We start from the raw sequence: 18,181 nt of genomic DNA on the forward strand, positions 1-18,181 counted from the left end.
GTGGCGCATTATACGACATCATTTTTCTATTCCAGGATGTGTTGAATATAAAATTCATATTCAGGAGGTTTTATAAATGTCAAAAATTACATTTCTAGGTGCTGGAAGTACGATTTTTGCTAAAAATGTATTGGGTGACTGCATGTTAACACCTAGTATCCAAGGTTTCGAGTTTGCTCTGTTTGATATTGACCATCAACGCTTAAAAGATTCTGAGAACATACTGCAAAACCTAAAGGAAAGTTCCGGTAGTAACGTACACATCAAGACTTATACGGACCGAAAAGAGGCGTTAAGAGGAGCAAAATACGTCATTAATGCCATACAGGTCGGTGGCTATGAGCCTTGTACAGTGACTGATTTCGAAATTCCGAAAAAGTACGGGCTTCTTCAGACGATTGGAGATACAATCGGCATTGGCGGCATTTTCCGCGCATTACGAACTATTCCGGTGATGCTTGATTTTGCCAAAGATATTCGTGAAGTTTGTCCGGATGCTTGGTTTTTAAACTATACAAACCCGATGGCGACGTTAACGGCGGCTATGATTCGTTACGGTGGCGTAAAAACGGTCGGATTGTGCCACAGCGTCCAGGTGTGTGTGCCGTACTTATTTAATTCGCTCGGAATGAATACAGAAAATGTCCAGTGGAAAATTGCCGGAATCAATCATATGGCCTGGCTTTTAGAAGTGACAAGAGATGGAAAAGACTTGTACCCGGAAATCAAGAGACTTGCGACTAAAAAGCAAAAAGAAAAACATGAGGATATGGTTCGTTTTGAACTGATGAACCGTTTCGGCTATTACGTAACGGAATCGTCCGAGCATAACGCCGAATATCACCCATACTTCATCAAAAGGAATTATCCGGAACTCATCGATAAGTTGAATATTCCTCTTGATGAATACCCGCGCCGCTGTATCAATCAAATTAATGATTGGATGAAAATGCGTGAAGACCTTGTTAACAACAAAAACCTTACGCATAAACGTACACATGAATACGCTTCTTATATCATTGATGCAATGGAAACCGATAAAGCATTTAAACTCCACGGAAATGTATTGAATACAGGAAGCTTAATCAGTAACCTTCCGGAAAAAGCTGTCGTTGAAGTTCCGTGCCTAGTTGATCGAAGTGGAATTACACCTTGTTATGTAGGAGAACTTCCTGAACAGTTGGCGGCGCTAAACCGTACTAACATCAATACCCAGCTTCTTACCATTGAAGCAGCTATAACAGGTAAGCGAGAGCACATTTACCAGGCTGCAATGCTTGATCCACATACTGCGGCAGAACTATCTATCGATGATATCGTCTCATTATGCGATGACCTTATTGAAGCACATGGTGACTGGCTGCCTCAATTTAAAGGGGAAGCAGTTGTGGAGACAATCTAAATAACGTGAATGAATACTACAGAATAGACTGAGTTCCAAACAGTTTTAGTCTGTTCAGGTGAAAACATGTTCACTAGAACCTAAAAGCGTATATGTTTGCAAAAATAACAGGCTTCTTCCAATTACGAAGAAGTCTGTTATTTTTCACCGTTTTTATAGTACATAATCACTTTCTGCGTGTACGTTGAAAAATGAGGTTCTAATTAATACACTAATTCTATTGTCTATTAAAAGATATTCTATACAAAAGAAAACAACTTGAAGTTATCAAACTGCTAAAAAACATTTGGAAGCTAAAATGCAACGAACACTTTTTAAAACAGAAGTATCGTTTAAAACCAATCAAATTATAGATAAAAAAAGCCCCTCAAAGTATACACTTCAAGGGGTGAGCCTGTTTTTCATTCTATTATATACGTACAGCTGTACCACTTACAGCAACCATTAACATCCCATCACGAACAACTTCGTAATCTACGTCGACACCAACGATAGCGTTCCCACCTTTTTGTCTTGCAAGTTCTTTCATTTCATTCATTGCAATATCACGAGCTTCTTTTAGCTTACTTTCATAAGCACCAGCACGACCACCGACAACATCACGAACTGAAGCGAATAAATCACGGACAATATTAGCACCCATAATAGCTTCACCATTTACAATATCAATATACTCAATAATCTCTTTACCTTGAATTCCAGACGTTGTTGTTACAATCATGACTGACACTCTCCTAATAACTTATAGTTTTTGATTAGCTTTCTTATGTCTTTATTATGCCATGGAAAAAGTATCTAATCTATTGAATTACCTTACAGGAATGTGACAGTTTTGTAAGGATAGAAGTTTATTTATTGATTCCTTTACAAATACTGTCTAAATTTACAGAAAATTGTTATAATTAATATTAAGGAGGGATAATATGAAAAAAATCACATCTATATGTGCTCTAACCGTTCTATCTTTCACTTTAATTGGTTGTACAAGCACCTCGACTACAGATAAGACTTCACAAGCTAAACAAGAACATATACAAAATACCATTCAATTAAACTCCGTAAACATTACAGACATTGAAATACTTAAAACAACAAATAACAATGTTTCAAAATCTCAAACAGACAATGAGGAAATGATAAAATCTATCGTATCGGCAGTTCAAAATGGAACTCCTAAAACAATCACACTAGATCAAAACAAGAAACAATCTGCCCATTCTACTATAACCGTTACATATAAAGATGACTCGAAAGAAGAATTTCTTGTGTGGGTTGATAATAAAGATCAAATTACGATTGCTAAGGATGTAAATGGAGATAAGACAGAAGGTGTAACAGTGGGCATTGAAAGTTCTAAAATAATGAAGGATTTTTTTAAATGACAAACGAAAAAAACAACCTGATTCCCTATAAAAAGGACCCAGGTTGTTTCTCTTTTTAATATGTAAACGTAATCGTCACCAAAGAATATCCTTCTTTTGCATTATACGGCTCCGCCTTATATGACACTCGATTGGCTCCTTTTGGATAACTGATTTCTCCAATTGCCTTTTTCACATCTTGCAATGCACCGTCCATTGATTGCTTATAAAGAACTTCAATCTTTTCTGGTTTTGCACTATAGCGCTGCTGCATTTTATTTTTCAGTTCATTATAATTATTTGCAACGTACTCATTTCCTAAATAATTTAGTTTTGTATCTTTTAATATTTGTTCATATGCAACTGTTTTAGAGCTACCCGCTGCAATTTTATTTGTAAGTGTATCATAATAATTTGTAGTAGCCTGTGGGTATTCCCCACGGTTCCACTCGTGATTTCTTGCAATTTGCTCGTCCGATAGATTGAAATAAGAATACGTTACTCGTCCTTGTTCATCCGGTATTGGATCATCGAATGTTGTATCAAGGTGGTACCATTTATTATCGACTTTAACTAAATTCCAAGCATGAGGTTGTCCGTCTCCAGTTCCTACTACAAAATGATTCTCAATTCCAGCTTCTTTTAACAATTGATAGGTTAATAGTGCGTAACCTTGGCAAACGGCAGAACGATTCACTAACGCCTCATATGCTGTATACGCTTTATAAGACGTATCATAAGAAACATGCTTCACTACGTAATCATGAATCGCCTTCACTTTTTCGTGATCATCCATTCCCACTTGAATAATAGAGGAAACGATCGCTTTTGCTTGTTTCATTACATATTCCGTTTGTTCTTTCGTTTCACGATATGTAATATGTAACGTAAACGTATAATTTCCAGGTGATCCAGAAAGTGAATATGAAGCATTCGATCTATTATAATTTGTATACTCATTTTTATTTGCAACTTCTTTATATGCGTTAAAAAGTGTATTCATCACTTCTTCTGTATTACTATTTTTCGTTTGATACGGAAGTGTAATGTTCGTTTCGTATGTATTAATACGCTTTTGTACTTCATCTTTAAACGTTGTTAATAAAGCAGCATCTCCTGTACTTTTCACATCAGAGTTTTTATATTCCAAAGCTTTATATAAAAACTGTGCATATTGTTCACGTGTTACTGTAGTATACGGCCCAAACTTCCCTTCACCTGTACCAGCTGCAATCCCGTTTGACTGCACCGAACTAATCGCGTTTTCTGCCCAAAAACCATTTGGAACATCGTTAAATGTATGTTTTTTCGTTGCAGAGACTTGAAAAGCAATTGTAAGAATTTGTGCCATTTCCGCACGACTAACAGAATCTTTCGGTCTAAAACCGCCATTTCCATCACCTTTAAAAATCCCTAATTTCGTTAACGTTAAAACCTCTTCAGGAAACAGTGTAGAACCTGAGCGAATATCACGATAAGGATTGTTTAAAGTAGATCCATCTTTTAATACATAACGAGTTCCATCATTACTAAACGAACCGCCTTGCTTATTCGGTACTAACACTCGATAAACTAAAGCCGCAACTTGCTCTCTCGTCGCAACATCACCAAAACCAAACTTCCCATTTCCATAACCTGAAATAATATTTTTACTCGCTAAATCTTTAATCGCAGGATAGGACCAGTGCGATGTTGGCACATCAGAAAAAATGCCTGCTTCAGCAGCTTTAATCTCATCAACATTTGTATATAATAAAGCACCACCAATAAGTGATAATGATGTAATTGATTTTAATAGTTTTGTATACATAATGCCTTCTCCCAATACGTCTTCTATTTTTGTTATTTTTTGTCGAAAAATCTAAATGAATATGACAAAACACATTATACAATTAAAACTTTTCGGAGGATATACTAAATTTTAAAATATGCAAAAACTCATATTACTATAGATATTCATATTGATATTATGCTACTTTGCTTGCGAATATATAAATATAAACGAAACCGCAGTCTGGGACTAGACTGCGGTTTTTCGACACACAATGAATTACAGAAATCACCAAGAGTTGCATAATCTTTCATTGTAATTAACTTAACTTTTTATTTGCTCAGAAACATTGCAATAGAACCTAGTAAAGTCTCAAAAAACAACTTATTATCAATCAATATTTAGTAAAAACATATTAATACTTTAGAATTTCTTTAATTTTCATTATTTTTTATTTAATATTATCCTTTATATTTATAATGTATTTATTTGAATTTATCGTATTGAAGCGGATTTCCACATGACTATGAGCCATTCGGAAAATGGAAAAAATAAGGTCCCCATTAAATTAATTACACTGTTCTTTTGCGTCTTTTATCTATTTATATTAATTATTATGCAGCTAAGAAAAGTATAATTTATCGATAGATATATATAAGAATGTAGTTAACCAACGAGAGAATTCGACAATTAATATTACAGTTCTGTGCGGGAAAACTTGGGTAAATTCAAAGTCATTCATACGGCAATTGATTGGGAGCGTAATTACGGAAATGGTATCATATGAAAACGATGGAGAGTGGAACTAAAATGAATTTAGTGAACTTACGTCCTAAACAGCGGTCTAAGTATCGCATTCTACTAGGGACATGGTATTACTCTACAAAGAGGTACATTCAGTGGTTAACAGACGGAAAAACATATGCAAAAACGTTTCAACAAGAAAAGTTACCCTGTACAGCGATTCAGCACCGAACGATACTACTTCGTAAACTCAAAGATGTAGATATGTGGTATCAACAAAATAAAGTTGTTAATTTAAAGATTGCTATTAGACAACTAAATGGTATCGTCATTAGACCGGGAGAAACATTCTCTTACTGGCGTTTAATAGGTAAGCCTACTAGGAGAAAAGGGTATGTAGAAGGTATGATACTACACTATGGATCTTTTCAAGCAGGCATTGGAGGAGGGCTTTGTCAGCTTTCAAATTTAATATATTGGATGACTTTACATACGCCATTGACAGTAACAGAGCGATATCGTCATAGTTTTGATGTCTTTCCTGATTCCAAGCGGACCCAACCATTTGGAAGCGGAGCGACTTGTTCTTATAACTATTTGGATTTACAAATCAAAAATGAAACGGACCAATCGTATCAACTTCACCTTTATATTACGGATAAGCATTTAGTCGGTGAATGGAGAGTTGCCCATCCACAGCTTTATCAATATGAGGTTTATGAAAAAGAACACTCCATCCAATCTGCATACTGGGGTGGTTATATACGACATAATGTTATTCAACGTAGAGTATATAATCAACAGAAACAGTTTATAGAAGACCAATATGTAACGGAGAATCACGCTATAATGATGTACGAACCACTATTAGCTTATAATAATGAGGAAAGTGAGTGACTTATCATTGCTTACAATCAAGTCTGATAAGTATTTTGTAATTATATGTAACATGCGCTCATCTCTTACTATTTGATAGTCTATATATTTTTTTACTATAGTCTCTTTCACTTTAAAAGAATAGGCAATTCTCTAGCAATATCATTTCTCGTTTTTAGTGAAAATGTAGTTTATATCTTCCTTTCCAATGAACTGGTTCCTAAACTAAACTGCCCCGTTTCCACAACAAGAAGAGAGCTGTCCATAAGTCGGTTTCATCGACTTATCGGACAGCTCCTCTTAGTTTCACCTTATTCTATCGATGAATCCAAACTGCACCTGCAGACTTGTCTTCAGCTTGACCTACTACTTCAAACTTTAATCCTAGTCTCGGCAACTTACGTCCTGCATCTGGAATCGCGCTGTTGATGTACTGCTTAGAGTCATCAAATTTTGCAACGCCTGGTAATCCTTTATAGTCAAAGATACCGCGAGTTGGCGAATCTACTTTCCATGCTGGCGTTTGATCAAATGAGAATGCCGCATCGGCAATTTGATAACGCGTACTGCTCTTCACAGTCGGCTGTCCGTTTAATGTCCCTACGATTGCCTCTGGATGAGAATCTACTACTCCTAGGAATCCTTCACCTGGATGAACGCCTACCCAGTTATCTGTAAAGCTTTGATCCGCATACCATACAACCATTCCTGTATTAAATACTGGGCCACGCGCATGTTGTAACGCCGTGTCAGAACCAGCGTAATTTCTCCACTCTAAATAGTAGTTATGTTTTTTCTGTTCAAATCCGTTAGACACAGTAAATCCTTTTAACGTCATTGCTGGTTGACCTTCTGCATCATCCGAGAAAACAACTTTGCCATCTACAGTTAATGCAGCATTATCTAACGCAAATCCTCTATAAGCTACTGCAACATCTGTTAAATACTCAAATTGCAGTTTTACTTTTTTCCCTTTGAATTGGCTTAAATCGTATGATTTATCAACCCACTTACCATCCGTTGTATCCATACCGCCTTTTACATCTTTTTCTCCCATTCTATCAATACGTGTCTTCGTTCCATCTTCTGTAATTGCATTTACGTCAAGAAAATCATACTTCGCTTCAAGTTCGTAGAATGCCTTATAATCGAACTTAGCATCTTTTGCATTTGTTAAATCAAATACTGGTGTTTCAAGTGTTGTATGAATGTCATTCCCTTTTGTACTGTAATAAAACTTCTTACCAAATGCCGCTTCGATATTTTTTATATCTTTGTCCGGCAAGTTAACACGAACGATTCCTGGTCGTTTTGATTTTGTAACACTTTGATCTAAATATGTTGCAGCACCGATTCCCGTGCGAAGTTTATCATAATCTACCTCAACGATATTCGCCCAGTTACCATTCATATTCTTTTGGAAAAACTCTTTATTTTGTGGTGAGAAACTTGTTGGTTCTGTTCCTGCAATTTTTCCAGCCCAGCTGCCGCCGCTCATAATAGACCATGACTCAATAGGTTCACCTTGTCCGGAGTACTTTGTATCGTACTCATCTGGTAAACCTAAATCATGACCATACTCATGCGCAAACACACCAACCGCTCCATCTTCAGGCTCGATTGTATAATCGTATGCAGCCATCTTTCCGCCCCAATTCGGAACAGAAGATTTTGTGCCATCAATCGCATACGGTTTTGATCCAAGTTTTGAACGATGAGACCAAATCGCATCATCTTTCAATTTACCACCGCCAGCTTCTTGCCCCACGCCAGCATGTACAACCATTAAATGATCAATAATGCCATCTGGCTCATTTTTATTTCCATCACCATTTTGATCGTACTGATCATATTGATCAAAGTCTGCTAAATTGATCCCTTTTGCTACCGCTGCTTTTAATGCTTCTTTCACAAGATCGCGTGGCCCTAAAGGACCTTTGTTATCATGACCAGTACCTGCATCCGCACCATAATCTGAAGCCTTTCCTGGAACAGTAAGCCATTCTGTTACAGTTCCATCAACTGTGTAGCTACCACCAGATTGTTCTTCATAATATTGCTTAAATGTGTTAATCTTCGATCCATCAAATAACGTAAATGGTTCATCACCAAATAACATTTTTTGATAATGTTCACGATTAAAGTCCTTAGAATACATGTATCCTGGCTCTTGATCAATATTGTTATGCTTAAAATCGCTAAATTCTACGAGTAAAACAAGTACTTTATCTTTTCGAACAGCTCCATTGTAATCAGCTTGCTTCGCTGGTGTAGTAGGTACTTTTCCATTTAATTTCCCAGGATTCAATCCTGCATCTTGTCCAGCTACTGGCCCCGCCGCCTGCTGCTGCGCCTGTTCATTTTCCTTCATTTTTGCATCTTTTACTTTTTTCATAAAATCAGAAGCTTCTTGCGTAAGACTATCTCCTGTCATGATTTCTTTCCCAGGGTTTTCCCCTTTCTTTTTCTCAACATATTTTTCAACAGCCTTTGATGTCTCAGCTTGTGATGCAGATTGATCAATTACGCCCCGCTGTTTTAGCGCTTCTGCCAAACGCTCATCCGGTATTAAATGCTCATCTATTGGTAGAGATGATGTTGGTGTCTCAGCATACGCTGCATGACTTCCAAAAGCAAAAGTACTACTTAGCACTGCCGCTGTTGCTAATACTGATAAAGGTTTTAACTTCTTATTCTTTTTCAATGCATTTCCTCCCCAGTGTCTGCAAATTATCGTTTTTTTGTCGATAGCAACATAATATTCGTTATAATACGAATATTCAATCTTTTTAGGCGAATAAAATGTTGAGAAATATTTTATTATGCAGGGTGAAATACAACATACAAACAGCCCAACCCGTTGCTATTATTAGTGCAATAGTCATATTTGCTCGATTCACTTATTTTTTGACAATAAATAAATGATCACCACCTAAGGAATCCTATTGAATCCCTTTTCTATTTATATTCTAATTCCCTCTTAAATTATCAGAAAATTATTGAAAAAGTTTTTTCTTTCTATATATAACTCTATCACACTTAATTTCTTGCTAGTATATACATACCAATATACAAACTAAATATAGTAGAAATTGGGGAGAATTATCTTGGGAAGCTATCTCATTTTTCGATAAGCAACAACTATATAATTACACACAAGAATATGCTGAACAATTAGCAATCAAGTTTTACGAAGAAAGCGACACTGTAAAAGTTAGTAAATATTTTTATACTAGTCATCAAGCTAAAGAAAAAACTTTCGAAAAAGGAGCGTTAAAATAATGAAAAAACTTTTTGGAACGATTTTAGGTTTATCACTTTCAGCTGCTTTATCTATAGGGTTAGCATTCCCTTCACAATCAGATTCTAAGGAACAAGTTGATTCGACTAAATCTAGTACAATTATGTACATGCAATCCAGCCACGGTGACTCATGGTAATACAAAGAGTTTTTTATCCGTTAACATCATTAATTACGAAAAGGGTACTCCCTCAATGGAGTACCCTTTCTTAAATTTCAATAGACAACATATAGCATACTACTTATTAACTTCAGCCCATTTACACTTAAATTCTGCACCGAAATCATTTGCAACTAAGTAATTGGTTTGCTTCTAAGCCACATTAAAATATCATTCAACTAAATTAGAAGATCCCCTCTACCTTAAGGTAGAGGGGATCTTCTAATTTCTATTTCAAACTATCCGAAATCTCCGTAAAGATAACCCCAAGCGCATGTGCACCGGCATCAGGATATCCTAAGCTTCTTTCACCAACTGTACCAGCGCGGCCCATGCGAGCGACGATTTCTTTCGTATATTCCGCTCCCTTAACCGCTGCTTCTGCTCCTTTTTCAAAGGCAGTTTTCACGTCTACTCCGTTTGAAGAGCTGTCGATCCAAGAATCTACACAAGGAGCAAGTGCATCAACAAGCGTCTTATCACCAACTACCGCTCCTCTACCGAACGATCTTTCACCGATAGATTGTATGCCTTGAAGTGCCGCTTGCAGCATTTCAGCGAACTCTCCAACTGTTAGCTCACGTTTTTCGCCGGCAGCTTTACTTGCTGCACGGAATGCTCCGCCCCAAATCGGACCTGAAGCGCCACCGCAATGTTCCATAATAATCATTGAACAACCGTCAAGGAACGACCCGATCGTTACATTCTCTTGTTCTAAAATAGAACTCCACTCACGTTTTAATTGCTTAAATCCTTTTGCAACACTCATTCCGAAATCGCCGTCTCCAGCATGTGTATCTAGCTCACAGAACGGTACTTCATTTTTAATAATAATGTCGCTCATTTTATCAACGAGATAGATCATGTTGTTTAATGTAATGACATTATCTTTAATAACAGCGTGCTCTTCCGCTGTCTCTAGTTCAAATGAAACTTCCTTCTCTTCTACATCTTCAAGCACATTCACGTACTCTACACTCTCAACTGGTCCATCTACTTTAAACGCTGGTGTATTACACTCTTTCGATAATAATGTTTTCAGTTCATCATCTAACTTCATTACCGTTAAAGACATACCTGCCATATCAATACTCGTCATATAATTACCGATGAACACTCTATTAATTTTAATGTTTCTAGCAGCTAATTCTCTCGTAACTGCATTGTTAAATAGATAAAGTTCTTGAAGTGGTGTACCGCCAAAACCATTTACAAGAAGCGCGATTTCCTCGCCATCTTTTACTCCTAAATCTTTTATTAAATCATTTGTCATACGGTTAGCCAATTCATCTGCTGACATCATTTTTTCGCGCTTAATGCCTGGTTCGCCGTGAATACCTACGCCGTATTCCATTTCATCTTCACCAAGTGTAAAAGTAGGTGATCCACTTGCTGGAACTGTACAAGAAGTTAACGCTAAACCGATTGTGCGCACATTAGCCGCTGCTTTTTCTGCGACAGCTTTCACCGCTCCTAAATCCATACCTGCTTCCGCAGCTGCGCCGGCAATTTTATGAACGAATATAACTCCCGCAACGCCGCGGCGTCCTACTGTATATAGACTATCTTCTACCGCAATATCATCGTCCACTTTTACGTAGTCTACTTCAATTCCATCTTCAGTCGCTAAATGCGCCCCGTTCTTGAAATTCATAATATCGCCGCTGTAATTTTTAATAATTAATAACGTACCTTTTTTACTAGCTGTCTCTTTAATCGCTTGATATACCTGAATTTGCGAAGGAGAAGCAAACACATCTCCGCACACTGCCGCATCTAACATTCCTTTTCCGACTAGTCCTGCATGTGCTGGCTCATGACCACTACCGCCGCCACTAATTAACGTTACTTTATTTTCATTCATTTCTTTCTTCTTAATGACTTTATATTTTTTCAAAAGCTCAAGCTCTGGATGAGCCATAACCATTCCGTTGCACATTTCCATTACTAATGTTTCTGGTTTATTTATAATCTTTTTCATTGTGATTCTCCCTCAATTCCTTTAATATATTGTGATATATTTGAAATCTTCTTCTTACTACTCATGTTAAAATGAAAGCGTTTTATAGTAAACGGACAAAATGGACAATCTGTCTAAAGACACCGCTCTCATTTATAGATAGGATTTGTATATTACTAACATTCTAGGGATGATTAAGATGACCTCTTCTATAATTTCTAAAAAGATAATCGCTAACTCATTGAAGCATTTAATGGAAACGGAATCGTTTCATAAAATATCAGTGAGCGATATTATGTTACACTGTCAAATGCGTAGACAAACTTTTTATTATCATTTTAAAGATAAATTTGAACTATTAAGCTGGATTTATAGAGAAGAAACGAAAGAAAATATTATAGACTTTCTCGACTATGAGAAATGGGAAAATATTTTCGATTTATTATTTGATTACTTTTATGAAAATCAAAAATTTTACCGCAATGCTTTTAAAGTCATTGAACAAAACTCGTTTAATCACTATTTATTTGAGCATACGAAAAACTTATATATGAAGATTATTGATGAACTATCAATGAGTTGCAGACTAACTCTTTCTAATGAAACGAAAAATACGATTGCCTCTTTTTATAGTCACGGCTTCGTTGGGACAATAAAAGATTGGATTGAAAGCAAATGTGAAGTAGATCCCTCCATTATGTCTTCTCTCATGAAAAATATGATAAACAATCAATTACTACTTTTACTCGAGCAATCAGCAAACAAATCATAAGGTGGCAAGAACAATGAAAAAGATTATGAATGATGTAGAAAATATTGTTCAAGATATGCTGCATGGCTTTTATTTTGAACATAACGACAAAGTAAATTACGACGAAACAAATAACATCATTTATGTAAAAGATATCGCAGACATGAAGCAAAACGTTGTCATTATAAGCGGCGGTGGTAGCGGACATGAACCAGCTGATATTGGCTATGTAGGAAAAGGAATGCTTACAGCGGCAGTAAACGGAAACATCTTCACTCCGCCTACAGTCGAACAAATTGTAACAGCAACTCGCCTCATGCCAAAAGACAAAAGTATTTTATTCATCATTAAAAACTTTAAAGACGACGTAGAAAACTTTCTAGCAGCAGAACAAATCGCAAAAGAAGAAGGAAGACAGATTGACCACGTCATCGTAAATGACGACGTTTCAATTGAAGATGATGCTTCTTTTAATAAAAGAAGACGCGGCGTAGCTGGCACCGTTTTCGTGCAAAAAATATTAGGCGCGGCCGCTCTTGAAGGCCATTCTTTAGAAGAAATAACAGCACTCGGTCGTTCTGTCACCCAAAACTTACACACATTAGGAGTCGCCCTTTCCCCTGCAAACGATCCAGTACAAGGAAAAGCTTCATTCACATTAAACGATGATGAAGTATTTTACGGAGTCGGTATCCACGGCGAAAAAGGATACCGTAAAGAAGCGCTATCCTCTTCTGAAATATTAGCAATTGAACTTATGAACAAACTAAAAAGCATTTACCGCTGGAGAAAAGGTGACAACTTTGCGATTCTCATTAACGGATTAGGTGCGACACCATTAATGGAACAATATATTTTCGCAAATGATATTCGCCGTTTATGCGAGCTGGAAGGCTTACAGATTAAATTCGTAAAGGTCGGTACTCTGCTAACTTCTTTAGATATGAAAGGGGTTTCGTTGAGTTTGCTTAAAATAGAGGATTTGGATTGGGAGAAGTGGTTGAAGTTAAATACTGAAGTGGCTAATTGGTAAACACTTCAGTACTTTCCACCAGAAATATTAATAAAAACAGCCACAATCTGTTTATGAAAAGATTGTGGCTACTTTAAGTGAACCCCAAAAATTTTACGCTCATCTATTTCTTCGCATCTTTCATGCTGTAATATCCCAAATTAATCACAATTAAGAAATAGCCACCCATAATTCCAGCAGCAAATGTCCACATGAAATTATGGTGTTCAATTTCATACATAATAATCGCACCGAGTATTGCGGCTGCAAATCGATTAACCATTCCAAGCATCGGTGCTTTTTCTTTTTTTACAATGCTATCTCCAAACTTTTCAATACGCCTTCCTAAAATCCAAACACAGTACATACTAACCAAAAGGCCAATGCTTATCCCTACAAAATGGGCTGGAAAAGGTGTCATAAACCACCCCAATAACATTACGCCTAGCAAACAATACATTTGTATGTTAAATGATCTTAGTGCCATACGAATCATGTTATGCTCCTTTATCTTTCTCATTGTAATTCCGTATCATCAATTCCATCTTTCAGACTTCAAGTTTTCTGATATATCCTTTTTAAAATGAGGAAATTTTATTTTGCTCACCATTAAATAAGAAAGTACACATGTGCCAAGCGCCAGGAGAACGGGATTATTTAAAAAGCACAAAATGATGAGACACATTGCTGCAAATGGAATTGGCATTCCGATAAACGTCGGGAGTTTGCTTTGTTGCGTGTTAAATCTCGCAAGCCGAAGCATTCCGCAAATACTGTAAGCTAGCGCACATAGCATCCCGATAGACTGCAGATCTTTTAAAGCGACACTATATGCAAGAATAGACGGAGCTACACCAAAGGTAACTAAATCCGCAAATGAGTCTAATTGTCCACCTATTTCCGAAACAGAATCAAGTTTCCGAGCAATCATGCCATCAAAAAGATCAAATAACATACCTGTAATAATAAAAACTAATCCCAAATAAATATCGTGAACAAAAACAGAGTAAATAGCCAGAAGTCCACATACAAAATTGGCTATCGTAATAGTATTTGGTATATAACTCATAACGTGCTTTTCCTCCTTTTAACTAACCGCTTTATATAGACTGTATATTACTTCTTTATACGATCTAGTCCTAGCATTCTTCCTACAATCATGCTGTTATTAAGTTTCAATATATAATTTAGTTAACTTAACTTAACTAAACTATATTATACCTTTATGTTCGTGTAAAGGGAAATATATCTCCATACTTTCTTATCGCATTCAAATTATACAAAAAAGAAGACATCTTAATTGATGCCTTCTTTTTATACTTAAGATTTCAGACTTTCACCATTCGTCTCAATTACTTCTTTATACCAATTGAAACTATTCTTCTTCGATCTTTTTAATGAACCGTTTCCTTCATTATCTTTATCAACGTATATATATCCATAACGTTTCTTCATTTCTCCAGTAGAAGCACTTACAAGGTCAATTGGTCCCCAGCTTGTATACCCAATAATATCTACTCCATCTTGGATTGCTTCTGACATTTCAATCATATGCTTTTGCAGATAATCAATACGGTATTCGTCGTTTACTTCGTCTTCAGCATTTAATTGATCGATTGCGCCAAGACCATTTTCCACGACAAATAAAGGTTTTTGATAGCGATCGTAAAGTTGGTTCGCTGTAATACGGAACCCTTTCGGATCAATCGTCCATCCCCACTCTGATTTTTCAAGATATGGATTTTCAACAGAACCAAATACATTTCCGCTCGTTATACTTTTTAACACTTCTGGATCCGTGCTTGTTGCTCTGCTTGAATAATAGCTAAATCCGATATAATCAACTGTATTATCTCTCAAGATTGACTCATCTTCTTTTTCCATTTCAATCGTCAAATTGTTATCTTTAAAGAATCGTTTCGCATATCCAGGGTACTCTCCTCTTGCTTGCACATCAATGAAGAAGAATGATTCACGATCTTGTTCCATCGCACGAAGAACATCATCTGGATTACATGTATATGGATACGTTGCACCAGCAGCAAGCATACAACCGATCTTTGCATCCGGAATAATTTCATGACACGCTTTCACAGCTAACGCACTTGCGACAAGTTGGTTATGCGCCGCTTGATACTGAATTTGTTTTTTATTCTCGCCTTCTTTAAAGGCTATCCCTGCTCCCATGAAAGGTAAATGTAAAAGCATATTAATTTCATTAAACGTCATCCAATATTTCACTTTATCTTTATATCTATTAAAGATCGTTTTTGCATACGTCTCAAAAAAGTTTATAAGCTTTCTATTTTTCCAGCTTCCATACTTTTCTACTAAATGAACAGGAACATCAAAGTGAGCCATCGTAACGACCGGTTCAATCCCATGCTTTAAAAGTTCGTCAAATAAGTTATCATAAAACTGTAATCCTGCTTCATTCGGCTTTTCATCATCACCATTTGGGAAAATACGTGTCCAAGCGATAGATACGCGTAAAGCTTTAAAGCCCATTTCCGCAAAAAGAGCAATATCTTCTTTATAACGATGATAAAAATCAATTGCTTCGTGTGATGGATAAAACTCCTCTTCTACCGGTGTAAAAGAATGAATATTTCCTTTCATAATGTCCCAACGTTTTTCACCAGTTGGTAATAGATCAACTATCGTTAATCCTTTTCCGTCTTCTAAATATGCGCCTTCAGCTTGATTGGCTGCAATCGCTCCACCCCATAAAAATCCTTTAGGAAAAATAACTTTAGACATATATAAAAACTCCTTTATATAAGAATTAACGAGGAAAGGCATTGCCATTTTCAAAGAATACCTTTCTTCGTTTGAACCTGTATGAAATGTAACTACTATTTAACTCCTAACTCTAGTAAGGAATCTCCTGCTTGAATCTTTTCTACTTCAGTTTTCTTAATGCTATATTTATCATAATTTGTAACAACAACTGGTGTTGTCACAATATAACCCGCCTTTTGAATTTCTGCTATATTAAATTCAATAAGTAATTGCCCTTTTTCTACTCTCGCTCCTTGTTCAATATGAGAAGAGAAAAATTCGCCATCTAGTTTCACAGTATCCATCCCAATATGGATTAAAATTTCAGCACCTGAATCCGCCGTAATTCCTACTGCATGATTCGTTGGGAAGAGCGCAGATATCGTACCTGAAACTGGTGAAAACAACTTTCCTTCTGAAGGCTCAATCGCAACTCCTTCACCTAATGCACCTGATGCAAATGCAGCATCATCAATATCTTGGAGCGGCTGAACAATACCATGAAAAGGACTAAAGATTACTTCATCATGGTTTGATGCAGCTATTTTATCAATTGTTTCAGTCGTTTCTGTAGATGTTTGCTTTTTAGTAAAACCGAATAAGTAAGTAAGAATAAAACCTAATATTAAAGAGACAACCATCGCAACAATTGCTCCCCAAAATCCAGCTGTAATCCCATCTTTCGGGCTAATGAATGTTGGAAGCGCAAATATGCCAAGTCCACCTGTCATAAATCCTTGTGTACCAAATACGCCAAGTATTCCGCCGCCAATTCCTCCAGCAATACAGCTCATAATAAACGGCTTTTTAAGAGGAAGTGTAATACCATAAATCGCCGGCTCTGTAACGCCGAAAATACCTGAAATAAAAGCTGGAATACTAAGCGTTTTTAATTTCTGCTCTTTCGTTTTCATCCAAACGCCAAGAACAGCACCAATTTGAGCAAATGAAGCAGCAAATATGAGTGCTAGTATCGGATCGATACCGTGCACTGCTAAATTATTAAACCCAATCGGAATAATTCCCCAATGAAGACCGAAAATAACAAGTACTTGCCAGAAAGCTCCAAGTAAAACACCTGCCACTAATGGACTTAACTGATACATCCAAAGTGTAGCCTGTCCTAAAAACTGTCCTGCCCACGTCGCAATTGGGCCAATAACAAGAAATGTAACTGGTACAACGATTAATAATGTAAAGAATGGTACTAAAAATGTTTTCACAACATCCGGAATAACTTTCTTTAAAGACCTTTCTACTTTCGCTCCAAAATAAGCAGCGAGAATAATTGGAATAACAGATGATGCATAACTCATTAATATAACTGGTATTCCTAAAAACGTAATATGAATGGGTGATTCAAACATCGTTCCTGCAAATAGCGTATATAATGGCTCATTTGCTGTTAAACCCGATAAAGCTGGATAAACTAAAGCTCCCCCAATTGCCATACCAATGAATGGTGATCCTCCAAATTTCTTACTTGCTGTATATCCTAAGAAGATTGGGAAGAAATAAAATAACGAATCACCAACTGCATTTAATATTTGATACGTTCCTGATTGAGTACTTAACCAACCTAACGCTATAAATAAAGCATTAAATCCTTTAATCATCCCTGTTGCCGCTAATACTCCTAAAATAGGAGTAAAAATACTAGAAAGAATATCTATAAGACTACTCTTCTTCTTCTCACTAGTAGCTTCTTCCTCTGTTTCTTGAAACCCTCCAGCCGAAACGACCGCTTTATACACATCAGACACATGGTTACCAATAACAACTTGATATTGTCCACCGCTTTTCATAACAGTAATGACATCTTCCATATTTTTCAGTATCTCTGTATTCGCCTTTCCCTCATCCTTTAATTGAAATCTTAAGCGAGTCACACAGTGCACCACACTATTTACATTTTCTTTTCCGCCTACATTTTTCAAAATATCCTTTGCTAATTTTTCATATTTCATAATAGGTTCCCCCTCCTTACAATCATCCCATTTATTATTTATAAAAGAAAAAACCTAAACCAACCCTATCCGCGTGATATGTATTAACCACTCAA

Annotated in this window: 14 protein-coding genes; 6 read left to right on the forward strand and 8 right to left on the reverse strand. The window is 36.4% G+C overall.

Annotated features, from left to right (window positions below; translation table 11 throughout):
• Positions 1-76 precede the first annotated feature (76 nt).
• Positions 77-1,402, forward strand: coding sequence for an alpha-glucosidase/alpha-galactosidase (locus ACTFQM_RS10365; protein WP_440034234.1), 1,326 nt, complete (start codon positions 77-79; stop codon positions 1,400-1,402).
• A 409-nt stretch (positions 1,403-1,811) separates the two neighbouring features.
• Here ACTFQM_RS10365 and ACTFQM_RS10370 read toward each other — a convergent pair whose 3' ends face one another.
• Positions 1,812-2,123 carry a heavy metal-binding domain-containing protein gene (locus ACTFQM_RS10370; protein ID WP_098386528.1) on the reverse strand — a complete coding sequence of 104 codons (312 nt, stop codon included), beginning with the start codon at positions 2,121-2,123 and terminating at the stop codon, positions 1,812-1,814.
• Positions 2,124-2,325: 202 nt separating this feature from the next.
• Between ACTFQM_RS10370 and ACTFQM_RS10375 the strand changes: the two genes are divergently transcribed.
• Entirely contained in the window at positions 2,326-2,784 is a 459-nt protein-coding gene (locus ACTFQM_RS10375) for a hypothetical protein (RefSeq protein ID WP_440034235.1), read from the forward strand.
• A 55-nt stretch (positions 2,785-2,839) separates the two neighbouring features.
• Here the strand turns inward: ACTFQM_RS10375 and ACTFQM_RS10380 are convergent, their stop codons facing one another.
• The gene (locus ACTFQM_RS10380; protein ID WP_440034236.1) at positions 2,840-4,573 is read right to left on the reverse strand and encodes an S-layer homology domain-containing protein; all 1,734 of its coding nucleotides are present in this window, start codon (positions 4,571-4,573) and stop codon (positions 2,840-2,842) included.
• A 771-nt stretch (positions 4,574-5,344) separates the two neighbouring features.
• On the opposite strand from ACTFQM_RS10380, the gene ACTFQM_RS10385 reads away from it, so the two are divergent.
• Entirely contained in the window at positions 5,345-6,175 is an 831-nt protein-coding gene (locus tag ACTFQM_RS10385; RefSeq protein WP_440034237.1) for a VanW family protein, read from the forward strand.
• 295 nt (positions 6,176-6,470) lie between these two features.
• Here the strand turns inward: ACTFQM_RS10385 and ACTFQM_RS10390 are convergent, their stop codons facing one another.
• A complete protein-coding gene (locus ACTFQM_RS10390; protein WP_440034238.1) occupies positions 6,471-8,858 on the reverse strand; it encodes an immune inhibitor A domain-containing protein in 2,388 nt (795 codons plus the stop codon).
• A gap of 577 nt (positions 8,859-9,435) precedes the next feature.
• On the opposite strand from ACTFQM_RS10390, the gene ACTFQM_RS10395 reads away from it, so the two are divergent.
• Positions 9,436-9,594: a general stress protein gene (locus tag ACTFQM_RS10395; protein ID WP_440034239.1), complete on the forward strand. Its 159-nt coding sequence runs from the start codon at positions 9,436-9,438 to the stop codon at positions 9,592-9,594.
• A gap of 250 nt (positions 9,595-9,844) precedes the next feature.
• Here ACTFQM_RS10395 and dhaK read toward each other — a convergent pair whose 3' ends face one another.
• A complete protein-coding gene (gene dhaK / locus ACTFQM_RS10400) occupies positions 9,845-11,596 on the reverse strand; it encodes a dihydroxyacetone kinase subunit DhaK (protein WP_440034240.1) in 1,752 nt (583 codons plus the stop codon).
• Positions 11,597-11,774: 178 nt separating this feature from the next.
• Between dhaK and dhaS the strand changes: the two genes are divergently transcribed.
• Together dhaS and dhaQ are read left to right on the forward strand one after the other, a co-directional pair.
• Positions 11,775-12,347 (forward strand): dihydroxyacetone kinase transcriptional activator DhaS, encoded by a 573-nt coding sequence (gene dhaS, locus ACTFQM_RS10405; protein ID WP_440034241.1) that lies wholly within the window; start codon positions 11,775-11,777, stop codon positions 12,345-12,347.
• A gap of 13 nt (positions 12,348-12,360) precedes the next feature.
• The gene (dhaQ, locus tag ACTFQM_RS10410) at positions 12,361-13,359 is read left to right on the forward strand and encodes a DhaKLM operon coactivator DhaQ (protein ID WP_440034242.1); all 999 of its coding nucleotides are present in this window, start codon (positions 12,361-12,363) and stop codon (positions 13,357-13,359) included.
• 103 nt (positions 13,360-13,462) lie between these two features.
• Here dhaQ and ACTFQM_RS10415 read toward each other — a convergent pair whose 3' ends face one another.
• The 4 genes from ACTFQM_RS10415 to ACTFQM_RS10430 all read right to left on the reverse strand — a co-directional run bounded on the left by ACTFQM_RS10415 (position 13,463) and on the right by ACTFQM_RS10430 (position 18,086).
• On the reverse strand, positions 13,463-13,834 hold the full coding sequence (locus ACTFQM_RS10415; protein WP_400486995.1) for an ATP synthase subunit I: 372 nt from the start codon (positions 13,832-13,834) through the stop codon (positions 13,463-13,465).
• 39 nt (positions 13,835-13,873) lie between these two features.
• Positions 13,874-14,407 (reverse strand): CDP-diacylglycerol--serine O-phosphatidyltransferase, encoded by a 534-nt coding sequence (gene pssA, locus ACTFQM_RS10420; RefSeq protein ID WP_400486994.1) that lies wholly within the window; start codon positions 14,405-14,407, stop codon positions 13,874-13,876.
• A gap of 251 nt (positions 14,408-14,658) precedes the next feature.
• A complete protein-coding gene (locus ACTFQM_RS10425) occupies positions 14,659-16,098 on the reverse strand; it encodes a 6-phospho-beta-glucosidase (RefSeq protein WP_440034243.1) in 1,440 nt (479 codons plus the stop codon).
• Positions 16,099-16,193: 95 nt separating this feature from the next.
• Complete coding sequence (locus tag ACTFQM_RS10430; RefSeq protein ID WP_440034244.1) at positions 16,194-18,086, reverse strand: beta-glucoside-specific PTS transporter subunit IIABC; 1,893 nt, start codon at positions 18,084-18,086, stop codon at positions 16,194-16,196.
• Positions 18,087-18,181 lie beyond the last annotated feature (95 nt).

Origin of the sequence: Bacillus cereus group sp. MYBK30-2 (assembly GCF_051915945.1) — a bacterium.
GTDB lineage: Bacteria > Bacillota > Bacilli > Bacillales > Bacillaceae_G > Bacillus_A > Bacillus_A paramycoides.